The organism is Microbacterium sp. Ag1 (assembly GCF_001005635.1).
Classification (GTDB): Bacteria; Actinomycetota; Actinomycetes; order Actinomycetales; family Microbacteriaceae; genus Microbacterium; species Microbacterium oxydans.
The window spans coordinates 331,932-346,361 of record NZ_LBCR01000032.1; the positions used below are offsets into that span (position 1 = coordinate 331,932).

At 68.4% G+C, this 14,430-nt stretch carries 14 protein-coding genes; 11 read left to right on the forward strand and 3 right to left on the reverse strand.

What is annotated here, in order from left to right; all coding sequences use genetic code 11:
- Window positions 1-83 precede the first annotated feature (83 nt).
- From argC to argH, 6 genes are read left to right on the forward strand one after another with little or no spacing between them, the layout of a single operon-like run.
- Window positions 84-1,136, forward strand: coding sequence for an N-acetyl-gamma-glutamyl-phosphate reductase (argC, locus tag AAY78_RS14775; RefSeq protein ID WP_046749031.1), 1,053 nt, complete (start codon window positions 84-86; stop codon window positions 1,134-1,136).
- Window positions 1,133-2,290 carry a bifunctional glutamate N-acetyltransferase/amino-acid acetyltransferase ArgJ gene (gene argJ, locus AAY78_RS14780; protein ID WP_046749032.1) on the forward strand — a complete coding sequence of 386 codons (1,158 nt, stop codon included), beginning with the start codon at window positions 1,133-1,135 and terminating at the stop codon, window positions 2,288-2,290. Before argC ends, argJ begins: the two co-directional genes overlap by 4 nt.
- Window positions 2,287-3,204, forward strand: coding sequence for an acetylglutamate kinase (gene argB, locus AAY78_RS14785; RefSeq protein ID WP_046749033.1), 918 nt, complete (start codon window positions 2,287-2,289; stop codon window positions 3,202-3,204). Before argJ ends, argB begins: the two co-directional genes overlap by 4 nt.
- A complete protein-coding gene (locus AAY78_RS14790; RefSeq protein ID WP_046749034.1) occupies window positions 3,201-4,406 on the forward strand; it encodes an acetylornithine transaminase in 1,206 nt (401 codons plus the stop codon). Before argB ends, AAY78_RS14790 begins: the two co-directional genes overlap by 4 nt.
- On the forward strand, window positions 4,403-5,332 hold the full coding sequence (gene argF / locus AAY78_RS14795) for an ornithine carbamoyltransferase (RefSeq protein WP_046749035.1): 930 nt from the start codon (window positions 4,403-4,405) through the stop codon (window positions 5,330-5,332). Before AAY78_RS14790 ends, argF begins: the two co-directional genes overlap by 4 nt.
- Window positions 5,332-6,762 (forward strand): argininosuccinate lyase, encoded by a 1,431-nt coding sequence (gene argH / locus AAY78_RS14800; RefSeq protein ID WP_046749036.1) that lies wholly within the window; start codon window positions 5,332-5,334, stop codon window positions 6,760-6,762. Before argF ends, argH begins: the two co-directional genes overlap by 1 nt.
- 47 nt (window positions 6,763-6,809) lie before the next feature.
- Here the strand turns inward: argH and AAY78_RS14805 are convergent, their stop codons facing one another.
- The gene (locus AAY78_RS14805; RefSeq protein ID WP_046749037.1) at window positions 6,810-7,406 is read right to left on the reverse strand and encodes a DUF1349 domain-containing protein; all 597 of its coding nucleotides are present in this window, start codon (window positions 7,404-7,406) and stop codon (window positions 6,810-6,812) included.
- Between the two features lie 60 nt (window positions 7,407-7,466).
- On the opposite strand from AAY78_RS14805, the gene AAY78_RS14810 reads away from it, so the two are divergent.
- Together AAY78_RS14810 and AAY78_RS14815 are read left to right on the forward strand one after the other, a co-directional pair.
- The gene (locus AAY78_RS14810; RefSeq protein ID WP_046749038.1) at window positions 7,467-8,111 is read left to right on the forward strand and encodes a SatD family protein; all 645 of its coding nucleotides are present in this window, start codon (window positions 7,467-7,469) and stop codon (window positions 8,109-8,111) included.
- On the forward strand, window positions 8,108-8,935 hold the full coding sequence (locus tag AAY78_RS14815) for a hypothetical protein (RefSeq protein WP_046749039.1): 828 nt from the start codon (window positions 8,108-8,110) through the stop codon (window positions 8,933-8,935). Before AAY78_RS14810 ends, AAY78_RS14815 begins: the two co-directional genes overlap by 4 nt.
- A 6-nt stretch (window positions 8,936-8,941) precedes the next feature.
- On the opposite strand, the gene AAY78_RS14820 is transcribed toward AAY78_RS14815, so the two are convergent.
- Window positions 8,942-9,298 carry a MerR family transcriptional regulator gene (locus AAY78_RS14820; protein WP_046749040.1) on the reverse strand — a complete coding sequence of 119 codons (357 nt, stop codon included), beginning with the start codon at window positions 9,296-9,298 and terminating at the stop codon, window positions 8,942-8,944.
- 53 nt (window positions 9,299-9,351) lie between these two features.
- On the opposite strand from AAY78_RS14820, the gene AAY78_RS14825 reads away from it, so the two are divergent.
- From AAY78_RS14825 to AAY78_RS14835, 3 genes are read left to right on the forward strand one after another with little or no spacing between them, the layout of a single operon-like run.
- Window positions 9,352-10,305, forward strand: coding sequence for an aldo/keto reductase (locus AAY78_RS14825; RefSeq protein ID WP_046749041.1), 954 nt, complete (start codon window positions 9,352-9,354; stop codon window positions 10,303-10,305).
- Window positions 10,306-10,345: 40 nt separating this feature from the next.
- Complete coding sequence (tyrS, locus tag AAY78_RS14830) at window positions 10,346-11,647, forward strand: tyrosine--tRNA ligase (RefSeq protein WP_174799785.1); 1,302 nt, start codon at window positions 10,346-10,348, stop codon at window positions 11,645-11,647.
- An 11-nt stretch (window positions 11,648-11,658) separates the two neighbouring features.
- Window positions 11,659-12,453, forward strand: coding sequence for a DUF4184 family protein (locus AAY78_RS14835; RefSeq protein WP_046749042.1), 795 nt, complete (start codon window positions 11,659-11,661; stop codon window positions 12,451-12,453).
- On the opposite strand, the gene AAY78_RS14840 is transcribed toward AAY78_RS14835, so the two are convergent.
- Entirely contained in the window at window positions 12,438-13,826 is a 1,389-nt protein-coding gene (locus AAY78_RS14840; RefSeq protein WP_082108709.1) for a CoA transferase, read from the reverse strand. The two genes, AAY78_RS14835 and AAY78_RS14840, sit on opposite strands and share 16 nt — an antisense overlap.
- Window positions 13,827-14,430 lie beyond the last annotated feature (604 nt).

The following is a 14,430-nucleotide window of genomic DNA, read 5'->3' on the forward strand; positions in this document are numbered from 1 at the left end:
CGGCGGTCGAGTGCCGGTGTCGCCGCCTCCGGCCCCGTCCACGGTCCCGATTTCCTCGAGGGCCTGACCGTTAAGGTAGAAGCATGACGTATTCCGTCGCCGTCTCCGGCGCATCCGGCTACGCAGGCGGCGAGATTCTGCGCCTCCTGGCCGCCCATCCCGACATGGAGATCCGCACCGTCACGGCGCATTCGAACGCCGGGCAGCCTCTCGTCGACCACCAGCCGCACCTGCGCTCACTCGCACACCTCACGCTGCAGGACACGACACCGGAGATCCTCGCCGGCCACGACATCGTGTTCCTCGCCTTGCCGCACGGGCAGTCGGGGCAGTACACCGATGCGCTGGGCGATGTCCCGCTCGTGATCGATGCCGGCGCCGACCACCGACTCACGTCCGCCTCGGCGTGGGATGCGTTCTACGGCGGCGACTTCCACGAGCCGTGGACCTACGGTGTGCCAGAGCTCCTCATCGACGGGGTCAAGCAGCGTGAGCACCTCCGTGGAGCCACGCGCATCGCGGCGCCGGGATGCAATGCCTCCACCGTGAGTCTCAGCCTCGCGCCCGGTGTGGCCGCCGGGGTGATCGACCCCTCCGACATCGTCTCCGTGCTCGCCGTCGGACCGTCCGGCGCGGGGAAGAGCCTCAAGACGAACCTGCTCGGCAGCGAGATCCTGGGCACCGCCAACCCCTATGCGGTCGGCGGAACCCACAGACACATCCCCGAGATCCGTCAGGCGCTCGCCGCGGCGTCCGGGGTGGAGTCCGACGGCATCCGGATCTCGTTCACGCCGGTGCTGGTGCCCATGTCGCGCGGGATCCTCGCCACGTCCACCGCACCCATCGTCGACGGTGCGACGGATGCGCAGATCCGTGACGCTTGGCAGAGCGCCTATGGCGACGAGACCTTCGTGCAGCTGCTGCCCGAGGGACGCTTCCCCCGCACGGCCGACGTGCTCGGAGCCAACACCGCGCTGATCGGCCTCGCGATCGACCGGGCCGCGAACCGGGTCACGGTCGTCACCGCGGTCGACAACCTCGTCAAGGGCACCGCCGGCGCTGCCGTCCAATCCATGAACATCGCGCTGGGTCTTCCCGAAGCCCGCGCCCTCTCAGTGAACGGAGTAGCGCCGTGAGCGTCACCGCCCCCGCAGGATTCGAAGCGGCCGGTGTCGCCGCCGGGCTGAAGTCGACCGGCAAGCCCGATGTCGCCGTCGTCGTCAACCGCGGACCTCGCAAGGTGGGTGCCGCGGTCTTCACCAGCAACCGCGCCAAGGCGAACCCGATCATCTGGTCGCAGCAGGCAGTGGCCGACCGGGTCGTCGAGGCCGTGGTGCTCAACTCCGGCGGTGCGAACTGCTTCACCGGCGCGTTCGGGTTCCAGACCACCCACCAGACGGCGGAGAAGGCGGCCGAACTGCTCGGCGTCAGCGCCGGGGACGTGCTGATCTGCTCCACCGGCCTCATCGGCACCGGGGACGAGACGTTCCGCTCGCGTGTGCTGGCCGGCACCGAGCAGGCGATCGCCGAGCTCAGCGCCGACGGCGGGGAGAGCGCGGCACAGGCCATCATGACCACCGACACCGTTGCGAAGACCGCCGTGATCAGCCGTGATGGCTGGACGATCGGCGGTATGGCGAAGGGTGCGGGCATGCTCGCGCCGGGACTCGCCACGATGCTCGTGGTGATCACCACCGATGCCGTCCTCGAGCCGCTTCAGGCCGATGAGGCGCTGCGCCGTGCGACAGGGCAGACGTTCGACCGTCTCGATTCCGACGGCTGCATGTCGACGAACGACCAAGTCACGCTCCTCGCCAACGGGGCATCCGAGGTCGTGCCGGACCTCGACGACTTCACCGCCGCGCTCATCGAGCTCTCCCAGGAGCTCGCGGTCAAGCTGCAGGGTGACGCCGAGGGCGCGAGCCACGACATCACGATCGAGGTGCAGCATGCTGTGACCGAGCAGGACGCCGTCGAGGTCGGCCGGTCGGTCGCGCGCAACAACCTCTTCAAGGCGGCGATCTTCGGCAACGATCCGAACTGGGGGCGGGTGCTCGCGGCGATCGGAACGACGAATGCGCAGTTCGACCCCTACGACGTCGACGTCTGGATGAACGGCGTGCGCGTCTGCAGCCAGGGTGGTCCGGACCGCCCCCGCGAAGAGGTCGACCTCACCCCGCGCGCCACGCACCTCATGATCGACCTCAAGGTCGGGGAGTCGACGGCCACGGTGCTCACGAACGACCTGACCCACGACTACGTGCACGAGAACAGCGCCTACGCCTCATGACCGACATCCAGGACACCACGCCGGACGTCGCCGCGCAGAAGGCCACGACGCTCATCGAGTCGCTGCCGTGGCTGAAGAAGTTCCGCGACCAGATCGTCGTCATCAAATACGGCGGCAACGCCATGGTGTCGGAGGAGCTGCAGGACGCCTTCGCCCAGGACATCGCCTACCTCCGCTACGTCGGGGTGCTTCCGGTCGTGGTGCATGGTGGAGGGCCGCAGATCTCCAACATGCTGCAGCGGCTCGAGATCCCGAGCGAGTTCAAGGGCGGCTACCGCGTCACCAACACCGAGGCGATCAGCGTCGTGCGCATGGTGCTCACCGGTCAGGTCAACCCGCAGCTCGTGTCGAAGATCAACTCGCACGGCCCGATCGCGACCGGCCTCAGCGGGGAGGACGCCGGACTCTTCGGAGGGCGCCGTCGTGGTGTCGTGATCGACGGCGAAGAAGTCGACCTCGGTCGGGTCGGCGACGTCGTCGAGGTCGATCCGACGCCCGTGCTCGACCACCTCGCCGCAGGGCGCATCCCGGTGGTGTCGAGCATCGCGCCCGATCTCGATCACCCCGGGCAGTCGCTCAACGTCAACGCGGATGCCGCGGCAGCCGCTCTCGCGGTCTCGTTGCACGCGCGAAAGCTCGTCATCCTGACCGACGTGCCGGGGCTGTATGCCGACTGGCCCAACCGCGACTCGCTCGTCTCCCATCTGACGTCGGATGTGCTCATCCAGATGCTTCCGACGCTCGAGTCGGGGATGATCCCGAAGATGCGGGCCTGTCTCGACGCGGTCGAGGGCGGCGTCGACGCGGCGGCGATCATCGATGGGCGGGTGCCGCACTCGGTGCTCGTCGAACTCTTCACCAGCAAGGGAATCGGGACCGAAGTGGTCCTGGGAAAGAACGAGGTGACGGCATGACCGTCTGGCAGGACGATGCGGCACGCGATCTCGTGCTCAACGCGGGGGAGCGGCTCGCGCTGCTGGTCCGCGGTGAGGGCTCGTACCTGTGGGATGCCGACGGCCGACGCCACCTCGACTTCCTCGCGGGCATCGCGGTGACCTCGCTCGGGCACGCGCATCCGGCCTTCGTCGAGGCGGTCTCGACGCAGGCGGCCACGCTCGCGCACGTGTCGAACTACTTCGCCACCCCGCCCCAGCTCGCGCTCGCGGCACGCCTGAAGCGTCTGGCCGGTGCCGGCATCGACGGTCGCGTGTTCTTCTCGAACTCGGGTGCCGAGGCCAACGAGGCCGCGTTCAAGCTCGCGCGTCTGCACGGCGGCTCCGAGCGGCCGCGCATCCTCGCTCTCGAGAACGGCTTCCACGGTCGTACGATGGGCTCGCTCGCGCTCACCGCCAAGGCCTCGATGCGCGCGCCGTTCGAGCCGATGCCCGCCGGGGTCGAGCACATCCCCGCCACGATCGAGGCTCTCGAGGCCGCGATGGATGACCGCGTCGCCGCGATCATCGTCGAGCCCATCCAGGGCGAGGCCGGAGTGGTCGAGCTGCCGGAGGGCTATCTCGCCGCTGCGCGCTCGCTGACCCTCGCTCACGGCGCCCTGCTGATCGTCGACGAGATCCAGACGGGTGCGGGTCGTACCGGTGAGTGGTTCGGTTTCAGTCACGAGGGCATCACCCCCGATGCGATCACCCTCGCCAAGGGCATCGGCGGCGGCTTCCCGATCGGCGCGCTGGTCACCTTCGGTGCTGCCAGTGCGCTCTTCACCCCGGGATCCCACGGTTCCACCTTCGGCGGCAACCCGCTCGCGACCGCGGTCGCGGATGCGGTCCTGGCCGAGATCGAGAGTGCCGGCCTGGTCGAGAACGCCGCCCGTCGTGGTGCCGAGCTGCGCGAGATCCTGCTCGGCATCGACTCGCCGCTGATCGACGGTGTGCGCGGACGTGGTCTGCTTATCGGCGTGGCGCTGACCGCACCCGTCGCCGGTGAGGTCGTCGCGGCCGCCCAGGAGCGCGGTCTCATCGTCAACGCCGCCAACCCCGAGACGGTTCGCATCGCACCGGCTCTCACGATCGGCGACGCCGAGCTCGCCGAGTTCCGCGAGCTGTTCACGGCTTCGCTCGCCGACGTCCAGGCCTCTGCTGCCGGAAAGGTATCCGCATGACCCGCCACCTGCTGCGTGACGACGATCTGACCCCCGCCGAGCAGGCCGAGATCCTCGATCTCGCGATCGAGCTGAAGAAGGACCGGTGGGCCGACAAGAGCCTGGCCGGCCCCCAGACCGTCGCGGTCATCTTCGACAAGTCCTCCACGCGCACCCGCGTCTCGTTCGCGGTGGGGATCGCCGACCTCGGCGGTTCGCCGCTGATCATCTCGACAGCGAGCAGCCAGCTCGGCGGCAAGGAGACCCCGTCCGACACCGCTCGCGTCCTGGAGCGCCAGGTCGCCGCCATCGTGTGGCGCACGTACGCGCAGTCGGGTCTCGAGGAGATGGCGGAAGGTACACGTGTGCCGGTCATCAATGCGCTGTCGGATGACTTCCACCCGTGTCAGCTGCTCGCCGACCTGCTCACGATCCGCGAGCACAAGGGCGACCTGAAGGGGCTCACGCTGACGTTCTTCGGAGACGGCCAGAGCAACATGGCGCACTCCTACGCGCTCGCCGGTGTGACTGCGGGCATGCACGTGCGCATCGCGTCGCCCGAGGACTACGCTCCTCGTGCGGATGTCATCGAGGCCGCCGATCGACGCGCCGCCGAGACCGGCGGGTCGATCACCCTCTTCACCGACCCGGTCGAGGCCTCTGCCGGTGCCGACGTCGTCGTGACCGACACCTGGGTGTCGATGGGCAAGGAGGAGGAGAAGCTCGCACGCATCCGCGACCTCGGCGGCTACAAGGTCACTCCGGAGACGATGACCCTGGCCGATCCTGAGGCGATCTTCATCCACTGCCTCCCTGCCGACCGCGGCTACGAGGTCGATTCCAGCGTGATCGACGGTCCGCAGAGCGTGGTCTGGGACGAGGCCGAGAACCGCCTGCACGCGCAGAAGGCGCTGCTGGTCTGGCTCCTCGGCAAGAAGGACACGTGATGAGCGACGCGACGCACGAAGGCACCAACGAAGGCGCGCTCTGGGGCGCCCGCTTCGCCACAGGGCCCTCGCCTGAACTGGTGGAGCTGAGCCGTTCCACCCACTTCGACTGGATCCTCGCTCCGTACGACATCGCGGGCTCCCACGCGCACGCCACCGCGCTCGAAGCGGCCGGGTACCTGGAACCGGACGAGGCGCGGCGGATGCACGAGGGGCTGGACGCGGTCGCGCGCAAGGTCGCCGACGGCACTCTGCGCCCCGTGCCGACCGATGAGGACGTCCACGGCGCGCTGGAGCAGGCGCTGATCGTCGAGCTAGGGCCGGAGCTCGGCGGGCGGCTGCGTGCCGGTCGCAGCCGCAACGACCAGATCGCCACGCTCGTGCGCATGTACCTGATCGACCATGCGCGAGTGATCGCCCGCGACATCCTCCGGGTGATCGATGCCTTGGTCGCTCAGGCCGAGGCTCATCCGACGGCGATCCTTCCCGGCCGCACGCATCTGCAGCACGCACAGCCGGTGCTGCTCGCCCACCACCTGCAGGCGCACGGGTGGCCGCTGGTGCGTGAGCTCGAACGTCTCGTGGACTGGCGTCGTCGCGCCGGTGTCTCGCCGTACGGCGGCGGAGCGCTGGCCGGTTCCACCCTCGGGCTCGACCCCGCACTCGTGGCGACCGAGCTGGGCCTCGACCGCCCCGCGGAGAACTCGCTCGACGGCACGGCGGCTCGCGATGTCGTGGCGGAGTTCGCCTTCATCACGGCGATGACCGGCGTCGACATCTCGCGCCTGTCCGAGGAGATCATCCTCTGGAACACCCGCGAGTTCGGCTTCGTCACCCTCGACGACGGCTACTCGACGGGCTCGAGCATCATGCCGCAGAAGAAGAACCCCGACATCGCCGAGCTCGCTCGGGGCAAGTCGGGGCGTCTGATCGGAAACCTCTCCGGCCTGCTCGCCACCCTCAAGGGCCTCCCGCTCGCGTACAACCGCGACCTGCAGGAGGACAAGGAGCCGGTCTTCGACTCGGTGCAGACCCTCGAGGTGGTGCTTCCCGCGTTCGCCGGGATGATCGCGACGCTGCGTTTCGACACCGAACGGATGGCGGCGCTCGCGCCTCAGGGGTTCTCCCTTGCGACCGATGTCGCCGAGTGGCTCGTGAAGCGCCGCGTGCCGTTCCGGGATGCGCACGAGATCTCCGGTGCGCTCGTGCGGGCGTGCGAGGAGCGGGGGATCGGGCTGGAGGATGCTTCCGATGAGCTGCTGCTCTCGGTGTCGCCGCATCTCGTGCCCGAGGTGCGCGAGGTCCTCACGATCGAGGGCTCCGTCGGGTCGCGGACCGGGATCGGCGGCACCGCACCGGAACGGGTCGCCGAGCAGCGCGCGGAACTCGTCGCGCGCGCACAGGCGGCAGCCCACGCCCTCGGCATCTGACCGGAGGCTTCTGACCGGAGGCGCAGGCGGCCACCGTCGCTGCCTGCTCAGTGCAGGTCGGCGTCGGCCTCCGACCGTTCCCAGCGCGTGAAGCGCACGGTGAGGCCGGCGCGGGTCGGTGCCGCGAGGAACGGACCGGCTGCCGCGGCTGCCTGTCCGTCGAATGGGGCGACCCTGACGAGTCGCCAGGGGCCGTCGTCGGCGCGGGCGCGAACGATCAGGGAATCCGCCCAGCGGCTGACGCGCACGGTGATCTCGTTCTCGAGCCACTCGTCGACGTGGCCGACGGACCAGTCGGAGACACCGGCTGTGACCACGGCGCCGAGTCCCAGATGGCCGTCGGCGTACTCGAGACCCGTCTTCACCCAGTGCTCCTCGTCGATGCGCACGAAGACGCCTGCCTGGTCGAACTGGCCGTCCCACGGTGCGCGGAAGGAGACCTCCATGGCCTCGCCGACCCCGAGCGGGGCGAGCAGGGCGTGCTCGGTGTCGTGCACGAAGCCGTAAGCGGTGTGCCGCCAGGCATCGCTGCTCTCCACCGCGGTGACATCGAGGGGAGTCGTTCCGGCGGGTAGCGCGGCGGGGGAGGTCGGAGCGTTGGTCCAGGCTCCGTCGGACCAGGGGATCATGTGCGATTCAGGCATGATCTCAAGATATAACCAATTGACGCATAAGTCGAGGGTTATTCGTGATATGGTTATGCCATGGTCATCGCGGTACTCGCAGACATCGTGGGTTCTCGTCGTCTCGACGATCGCACAGCCGCGCAACGCGTGCTCGACGACACCATAGCCGACGTCGAAGCAGACCTCCCGTTGGCCGCGCAGCCGCTCACGCCCACCGTCGGCGACGAGCAGCAGGGTGTCTATCTCGATCTGGCCGACGCCATGGTGTCGCTCCTGATGATCCAGCTGCGGCTGCCTGACGGTGTCGCCTTCCGCTTCGGCATCGGGGTGGGGGAGGTGCGCCCTGTCGAGTCCGTGCACGGTGAACTCGCCGACGGACCGGGCTGGTACGCGGCCAGAGCGGCGATCGAGACCGTGCACGCGCGAGAGAGTCGCGCCGTGCCGCGCACGCGGTCGTGGATTGTCGGATCATCCGGGCAGGATGAGGTCATGGAGAGCACGATCGCGGCATCGAACGCCTACCTCCTCGTCCGCGACGAGCTGGTGGGGGCGATGAGCGAGCGGGAACGACGGCTCGCCTACGGTCGTCTGCTCGGTCGATCCCAGCAGGAACTCGCTGCGGAAGAGGGCATCACCCAGCCCAGCGTCTCCAAGTCGCTGCGCAGTGCGGGAACGGCTGCGCTCATCGAGGGCGTAGCCGCGCTTCGAGGGGCGCGCGCATGATCGTCGCGGGGTTCCTCCTCCTGGCGGTCGGCGCCGCCGATCTGGTGCGTCAGTTCGCGCCCCGCCGCTGGGTCGGCTATCTCGTGATCGCCGTCATCCTGCTCCTGCTCGGCAGCGTCGGCGATGCCCTTCTTCCCATGGTGCTCGCCCTCGTCGTCGGCGCGCTCTGGGTGTGGTGCATGCCGACGGAGCGTCCGGCGCCCCTGGGGTTCTGGCCGGCCGTCCTGCTCGCGGTTCTGAGCGTCGGAGCCGTCGTCTGGCTCGGCGCCCGTTCCGACTCCGGTCTCATCGGTGCGATCTGGCACCTCCGGTCGCCGTTCGGGGAGGTTCCGTTCGATCTCGCCATGCTCGCGCTCGGTGCCGGGGTCTTCCTCCTCGAGTCGTCGAACCTCGTGGTGCGTGCGGCACTCGATGGCGAGCACACGTGGCTTCCCCGTGACCCGGCGATGCCGACCGCGGAGGCAGCGCCTGTCGTGGCCGGAACCGTGGAAACAGGAACCACCGAAGCAGACACCGTCCAGGCAGACACCGTCCAGGAGGAGGGTGCCGAGACGGCACCCGCACCCCGCGATCCGCGCAGCGGCTTCAAAGGCGGTCGACTGATCGGACCGCTGGAGCGCATCCTCGTCCTCATCCTCACGCTCGCCGCGGCGTATCCGATCCTCGCCGCGATGCTCGCGGCGAAGGGCATCGTCCGATTCCCCGAGATCTCCCGCGATGGCGAGACCGGCGCCCGCGCCGAGTACTTCCTCGTCGGCAGTCTGGTGAGCTGGGTGATCGCGCTGGGTGCCGCTTTCCTGGTGTGGTGGGCGGCGCACAGCTGAGCGACCTCAACTCAGCGATCGATACCAGTCCAGCTTCTCCGCGAGGCGTCGCTGCTGCGCGAGGACCTCGGCGAGCTGCTGTTCGACCGTCGCCGCATGCTCTTCGAGGAGTGCGATCCGTTCGGGGATCGTCTCCTCGCTCCGACAAAGCTGTCCGTAGCGGCGCAGTTGTTCGACCGGCATGCCCGTCTCGCGAAGGCACTTGAGGAAGTCGAGCAGCCCGAGGTCGGCGTCGGTGTAGGCGCGATGCCCGCCGGCGGTGCGGGTGACCGTGGGCAGGATGCCTTCCCGTTCGTAGTACCTGAGCGTGTCGATGCTGAAGCCGGAACGCGCTGCGGTCTCCGCCGGGGTGTACGTCGTCATCTCCTGAGCATAGGTCTTGACCTGGAGTGCGCTCCAGGTTGCACAGTGAGGTCATGACCACTCGGAACGCACCCGCATCCCCGCTCGTCCTCGGCGCGATGTCCTTCGGCACGCTCGTCGACGAGGACACCTCCTTCGCCCTGCTCGACCGTTTCGTCGAGCGGGGCGGCACCTGGATTGACACGGCAGACTGCTACAGCTTCTGGGCGAGCGAGAGCGGACACGGGGGAGCGTCGGAGGAAGTCATCGGACGCTGGCTCGCGGCACGACCAGGCGCCCGGCAGCAGGTGCGCATCTCCACCAAGGTGGGAGCGGAGCCGCTGTGGCCCGGCTCCTGGCCCGATCACCGCACCGGGCTCTCGCCACGCGCGATCGGTGCAGCCGTCGAGGGGATTCTCGATCGCCTCGGCGTCGACAGGATCGACCTGCTCTGGTTGCACCAGGAGGACCGCGCCGTCGCGATCGAGGACACCGTCGACGCCCTGGCCGCGCTCACGTCCGCCGGCACGGTGACCCGTGTCGGCGCCTCCAACCATCCTGCCTGGCGTATCGAACGCGCCCGCGCTCACGCCAAGTCGATCGGCAGCGTCCCCATCGATGCCTTCCAGCTGAACAGCACCTACCTGCGCACCCGACCGGGCACCCTCCCACCCGGTGTGGCGCATCCCTTCGGCGTGCTCAGCGATGAGCAGCGGGACTTCGCCCGAGACAACGGCATCGAGGTGTGGGCGTACACGCCGTTGCTCTCGGGGGCGTATGACAACCAGGCCAAACCGGTACCCGAGGTGTACGACCACCCGGGGACCACGCGGCGGCTCGCGGTGCTGGAGGAGATCGCCGCCGCTCGCGGAGTCGGCAGAGGGCAGATCGTGCTGGGCTGGCAGCTCGCACGGGGGATCCGCCCCATCGTCGGGGGAAGCAGAGTGGAGCAGTTGGACGCCGCCATGGATGCGGCATCGATCTCGCTGACGGCGCAGGAGTTCGACCGTCTTGACACGCCTGTCTGAGCGGAATTCGAGGCTGTACCGCGCTGATAGCCTGGAGCGCGTGTCAACTCCCGATCTGACGACCGCACCCCAGGCGATCGATCCCGCGTTCGAGAACGTGTGGGACGAACTCGTGTGGCGTGGCCTGGTCCATGTGTCCACCGACCAGGAGGCGCTGCGCGCCCTGCTCGCGGGAGACCCGATCACGTACTACTGCGGTTTCGATCCGACGGCGGCGAGTCTGCACCTCGGAAACCTCGTGCAGCTGCTCACGCTGCGTCGCATCCAGCTCGCCGGTCACAAGCCGCTCGGTCTCGTCGGCGGCTCGACCGGTCTGATCGGCGACCCCCGTCCGACGGCCGAGCGCACGCTGAACACGCGGGAGACGGTCGAGGACTGGGTCGGACGCCTGCGTGCCCAGGTCGAGCGCTACCTCAGCTTCGAGGGTGAGAACGCCGCCCGCATCGTGAACAACCTCGACTGGACGGCGCCGCTGAGCGCGATCGACTTCCTGCGCGAGATCGGCAAGTACTTCCGTGTGGGCACGATGCTCAAGAAGGATGCGGTCGCGGCGCGACTCAACTCCGATGAGGGCATCAGCTACACCGAGTTCAGCTACCAGATCCTGCAGGGCATGGACTTCCTCGAGCTGTACCGGCAGTACGACTGCGTGCTGCAGACCGGCGGCTCGGATCAGTGGGGCAACCTCACCAGCGGCACCGAGCTCATCCGCCGTGCCGAGGGGGCGTCGGTGCATGCCATCGGCACACCCCTCATCACGAACAGCGACGGCACGAAGTTCGGCAAGAGCGAGGGCAACGCCATCTGGCTCGACGCCGACATGTGCAGCCCGTACCGGATGTACCAGTTCTGGCTGAGCACCGCGGACTCCGACGTGATCGAACGTCTGAAGGTCTTCACATTCCTCACCAGGTCGGAGATCGAGGAGTACGCCGAGCTCGTGGCCGCGGAGCCGTTCCGCCGAGCCGCTCAGAAGAGGCTGGCGCTCGAAGTTGTGGCGACCGTGCACGGTGTGGAGGCGACAGCTGCCGTGATCGCAGCTTCCGAGGCTCTCTTCGGACAGGGAGACCTGACCACGCTCGATGCCGAGACGCTCCGCACTGCTCTGGAGGAGCTGCCGAATGCGACCGTCGGCGCCGGCACCCCGGTGGTCGAGGCCCTGGTGTCGACGGGGCTCGTGTCGAGCCTGTCCGAGGCGAGGCGCGCGATCACGCAGGGCGGCGTCACGCTCGACGGCGAACGCGTCGACGACGAGACGGCGACGGTCCAGGGCTCGCTTCCCGGCGGGGTCTCCGTGCTCCGCCGTGGCAAGAAGACCCTCGCCGGCCTCTTCGTCGGCTGAGCCCGAGCTCGATGCCGTTCACGCCCAGCCACGCCCTGGTAGCGCTGCCGTTCATCCGCACGCCGCTCGTGCCGGCTGCGATCGCGATCGGCGCGATGACCCCGGACCTGCCGTTGTTCGTGCGTGGCGTAGGACTGAACTACTCGTTCACGCACACGTTCGGCAATGTCGTGTGGACAGGGCTTCTCGCGTTCGTGCTGTTCCTGATCTGGCGGGTCGTGCTCCGTCCGGCTGTTCCCGAACTCGCTCCGCTCCGGCTGGCTCGGCGGTTGCCTGAGGAATGGAATGACAGGGGTCTCACGGCGGCAGGAGCTGCAGTCGGTGTGGGGCGCACGCGCGCGTATCCGTTGCTGCTCGCGGCGTCGTTCGTGATCGGTGTTCTCTCGCACATCGTGTGGGACCTCTTCACGCATGAGGGACGGTGGGGCGTGCACCTGATCCCCGGCCTCGACGACATGTGGGGACCGCTGCCAGGGTTCAAGTGGCTCCAACACGGTTCGAGCCTGATCGGCCTCGGGGTCATCGGCATCTGGGCTCTGCTCCGGCTCCGTCGGCAGACACCGCGTCAGGGCGTCACGCAGTCATCGCCGCCGTGGGTGCGCGTGGCGTGGTGGATCTCGCTCCCCGGGTTCCTCGTCATCGCGTGGGTCGGGGGTCTCGTCGTCTTCGGCCCCCTCGACGCTGAGTTCACCGTTCAGCACCTCGCGTATCGGGTGCTCCCTCCGGCCTGTGCCCTCTGGGGTGCGCTCACCGTGGCGCTCTGCATCGCGCTGTCGGTGCGAGGACGCCGTCACCAGACGGGCTGATCGGCCCCCCAAGCGTGCGGGGCCGCGAACTCGAGTCCCGTCAGCGCGGGTCGAGCGGTCACCACTGCGCTCCCGTCGACACCGAACCGGGCGACATGCGGCCGCACGTCGAACTCGACCTCGGCTCCGGCCATCCTGCGACGCGGCATCCCGAGCAGTTCCGCCGCGATGCGACGAAGCGATGTGCGGACCACGCACGAACGCTCCTCTCGGCGGTGCCCCCGGAGCAGAGAGGTCACAGCGGCAGCGAGCAGATAGCCCGCGCTGTGGTCGAGAGCCTGCGCGGGAAGTGCGCCGGGACGATCACCGTCGACCGATTCGATGAGCGCGATGCCGGATTCCGCCTGCACGAGGCTGTCGAAACCGGCTCGCTCCGGTTCCTCCGTGCCCCAGGCGCTCAGTTGCGCGACCACCAGGCCCGGGTATCGGCGCACGAGCAGGTCGGGGTCCAACCCCAGCCGGTCGAGTGACGCCGGACGGTATCCGAGCACGACGGCATCGGCGTGCGCGAGCAGATCATGGAAGCGAGCGCTCCGCGCGTCCAGCACGGCCGACCGTTTGCCATGGCCCGTATCGAGGTGCTGCCACTCCGGCTCTGGCAGCGTCGGCGGATCGATGCGCAGCACATCGGCACCGAGCAGGGCGAGTGTCCTCGTGCACACCGGGCCGGCGATGACCCTTGTCAGGTCGAGGACGCGCATGCCCTGAAGTGGTCGACGGCCCACACGCACGGAACGTCCAGCGGCGGGTTGGTCGGGCGCATCGGACATCCCGTCCGGTCGGCTGATCTCCAGGAGCGGACGCTCTCTGGCGGCACGATCAAGGGCGGGATCCTCCGCAGCGACGACGACAGCGAGCCCGCCGGCAGCCGTGATCTCGCGGACGGCATCGTGAGAGTCCCGTTCGGCGAGGGCACCCCCGACGAGATCGCCGCCCGCACCGTCTCGCAGACCGAGTCCCGCACGCAGCGCCGCCGCGTGATGGGGATAGTTCCCGTGGGTGCGGATCCATCCGTCTGCCGTCCGCCAGAACCCTGAGTACTCGGACCAGACCGGGGGAGCGACGCCATCGATCGTCAGAACACGGTCACTGCGGAACGCGACCGCGATCCGATCCGGATCGAGCGAAGCCGGGATCCCGCCGGCGGCAAGCATGGCTGCGCTCACGCTCGCCCAGGCGAGGTCAGCGGTGGCCAGTCGCGAGGGAAGTGGGACCGCACGGAGCGGTCGGACCGCGTCGTCGTCGTCACCGAGGCCGAGCTCCCGCCCGATGCGCGCGAGCAGCTGAGCTGCCGCCCGCCCCTCATGCGCGCCGCCGTCGGCGTCCATCGAGAACTGGCCTGGGGTGGGGAGGTGATCAGCTGAGTCCGGCATGGCGTGATCGTACTGCGGGTGCGCTTCGACACCGAAACTGCCCCTGACCCGCAGGAAATCACTCGACGAGTCAAGGCGACACGCCCGGGTGGGGTGGCCCGATTTGCCAGATCCCCGGGACCCGCGTAACTTATTACTTGTTCGCCCCACAGGGAAGCGGAGGAGCCAAGAGCTTCACCCCCCTCAAGCGGAGAACCACTCCCGATCCACTCTCACTTGAGAGAACAGGCGCTTGCGTCTAGGATAGGGACTCCACCTCTTCTGCGGCTGTCATCAGCTGCGCTGCGGATCTCTGATTCGCACAGCGCGCCGATTTGACAAGCGGGACGAGATCGGTAAGATAGAGAAGTTGCCCTTCGGGCCTGGCTGTGATGGCTGGGTCGTGGGAGCATCCGATCCTTGAGAACTCAACAGCGTGCACTTGTCAAATGCCAAATTATCCTCGTCTAGCTTCGGCTGGGTTGAGAATTCCTTTGGATCAAAGACCAACCTCCTTGTGGGGTTGGCAATGGATGAAGTCAGCAATGAATTTGTCTCTTTGGTCAGCATCAAACTCGCTGCGATCCTGGTTTTCCCCGGGGTTGTATGCATTTCTTTTTTACGG

What these genes read in the sequence shown, in the direction of transcription:
- argC (WP_046749031.1), top strand. Translation starts at nt 84, where the DNA reads ATGACGTATTCCGTCGCCGTCTCCGGCGCATCCGGCTACGCAGGCGGC.
- argB (WP_046749033.1), top strand. Translation starts at nt 2,287, where the DNA reads ATGACCGACATCCAGGACACCACGCCGGACGTCGCCGCGCAGAAGGCC.
- AAY78_RS14790 (WP_046749034.1), top strand. Translation starts at nt 3,201, where the DNA reads ATGACCGTCTGGCAGGACGATGCGGCACGCGATCTCGTGCTCAACGCG.
- argF (WP_046749035.1), top strand. Translation starts at nt 4,403, where the DNA reads ATGACCCGCCACCTGCTGCGTGACGACGATCTGACCCCCGCCGAGCAG.
- argH (WP_046749036.1), top strand. Translation starts at nt 5,332, where the DNA reads ATGAGCGACGCGACGCACGAAGGCACCAACGAAGGCGCGCTCTGGGGC.
- AAY78_RS14805 (WP_046749037.1), bottom strand. Translation starts at nt 7,406, where the DNA reads ATGCCTGAATCGCACATGATCCCCTGGTCCGACGGAGCCTGGACCAAC.
- AAY78_RS14810 (WP_046749038.1), top strand. Translation starts at nt 7,467, where the DNA reads ATGGTCATCGCGGTACTCGCAGACATCGTGGGTTCTCGTCGTCTCGAC.
- AAY78_RS14815 (WP_046749039.1), top strand. Translation starts at nt 8,108, where the DNA reads ATGATCGTCGCGGGGTTCCTCCTCCTGGCGGTCGGCGCCGCCGATCTG.
- AAY78_RS14820 (WP_046749040.1), bottom strand. Translation starts at nt 9,298, where the DNA reads ATGACGACGTACACCCCGGCGGAGACCGCAGCGCGTTCCGGCTTCAGC.
- AAY78_RS14825 (WP_046749041.1), top strand. Translation starts at nt 9,352, where the DNA reads ATGACCACTCGGAACGCACCCGCATCCCCGCTCGTCCTCGGCGCGATG.
- AAY78_RS14835 (WP_046749042.1), top strand. Translation starts at nt 11,659, where the DNA reads ATGCCGTTCACGCCCAGCCACGCCCTGGTAGCGCTGCCGTTCATCCGC.
- AAY78_RS14840 (WP_082108709.1), bottom strand. Translation starts at nt 13,826, where the DNA reads ATGCCGGACTCAGCTGATCACCTCCCCACCCCAGGCCAGTTCTCGATG.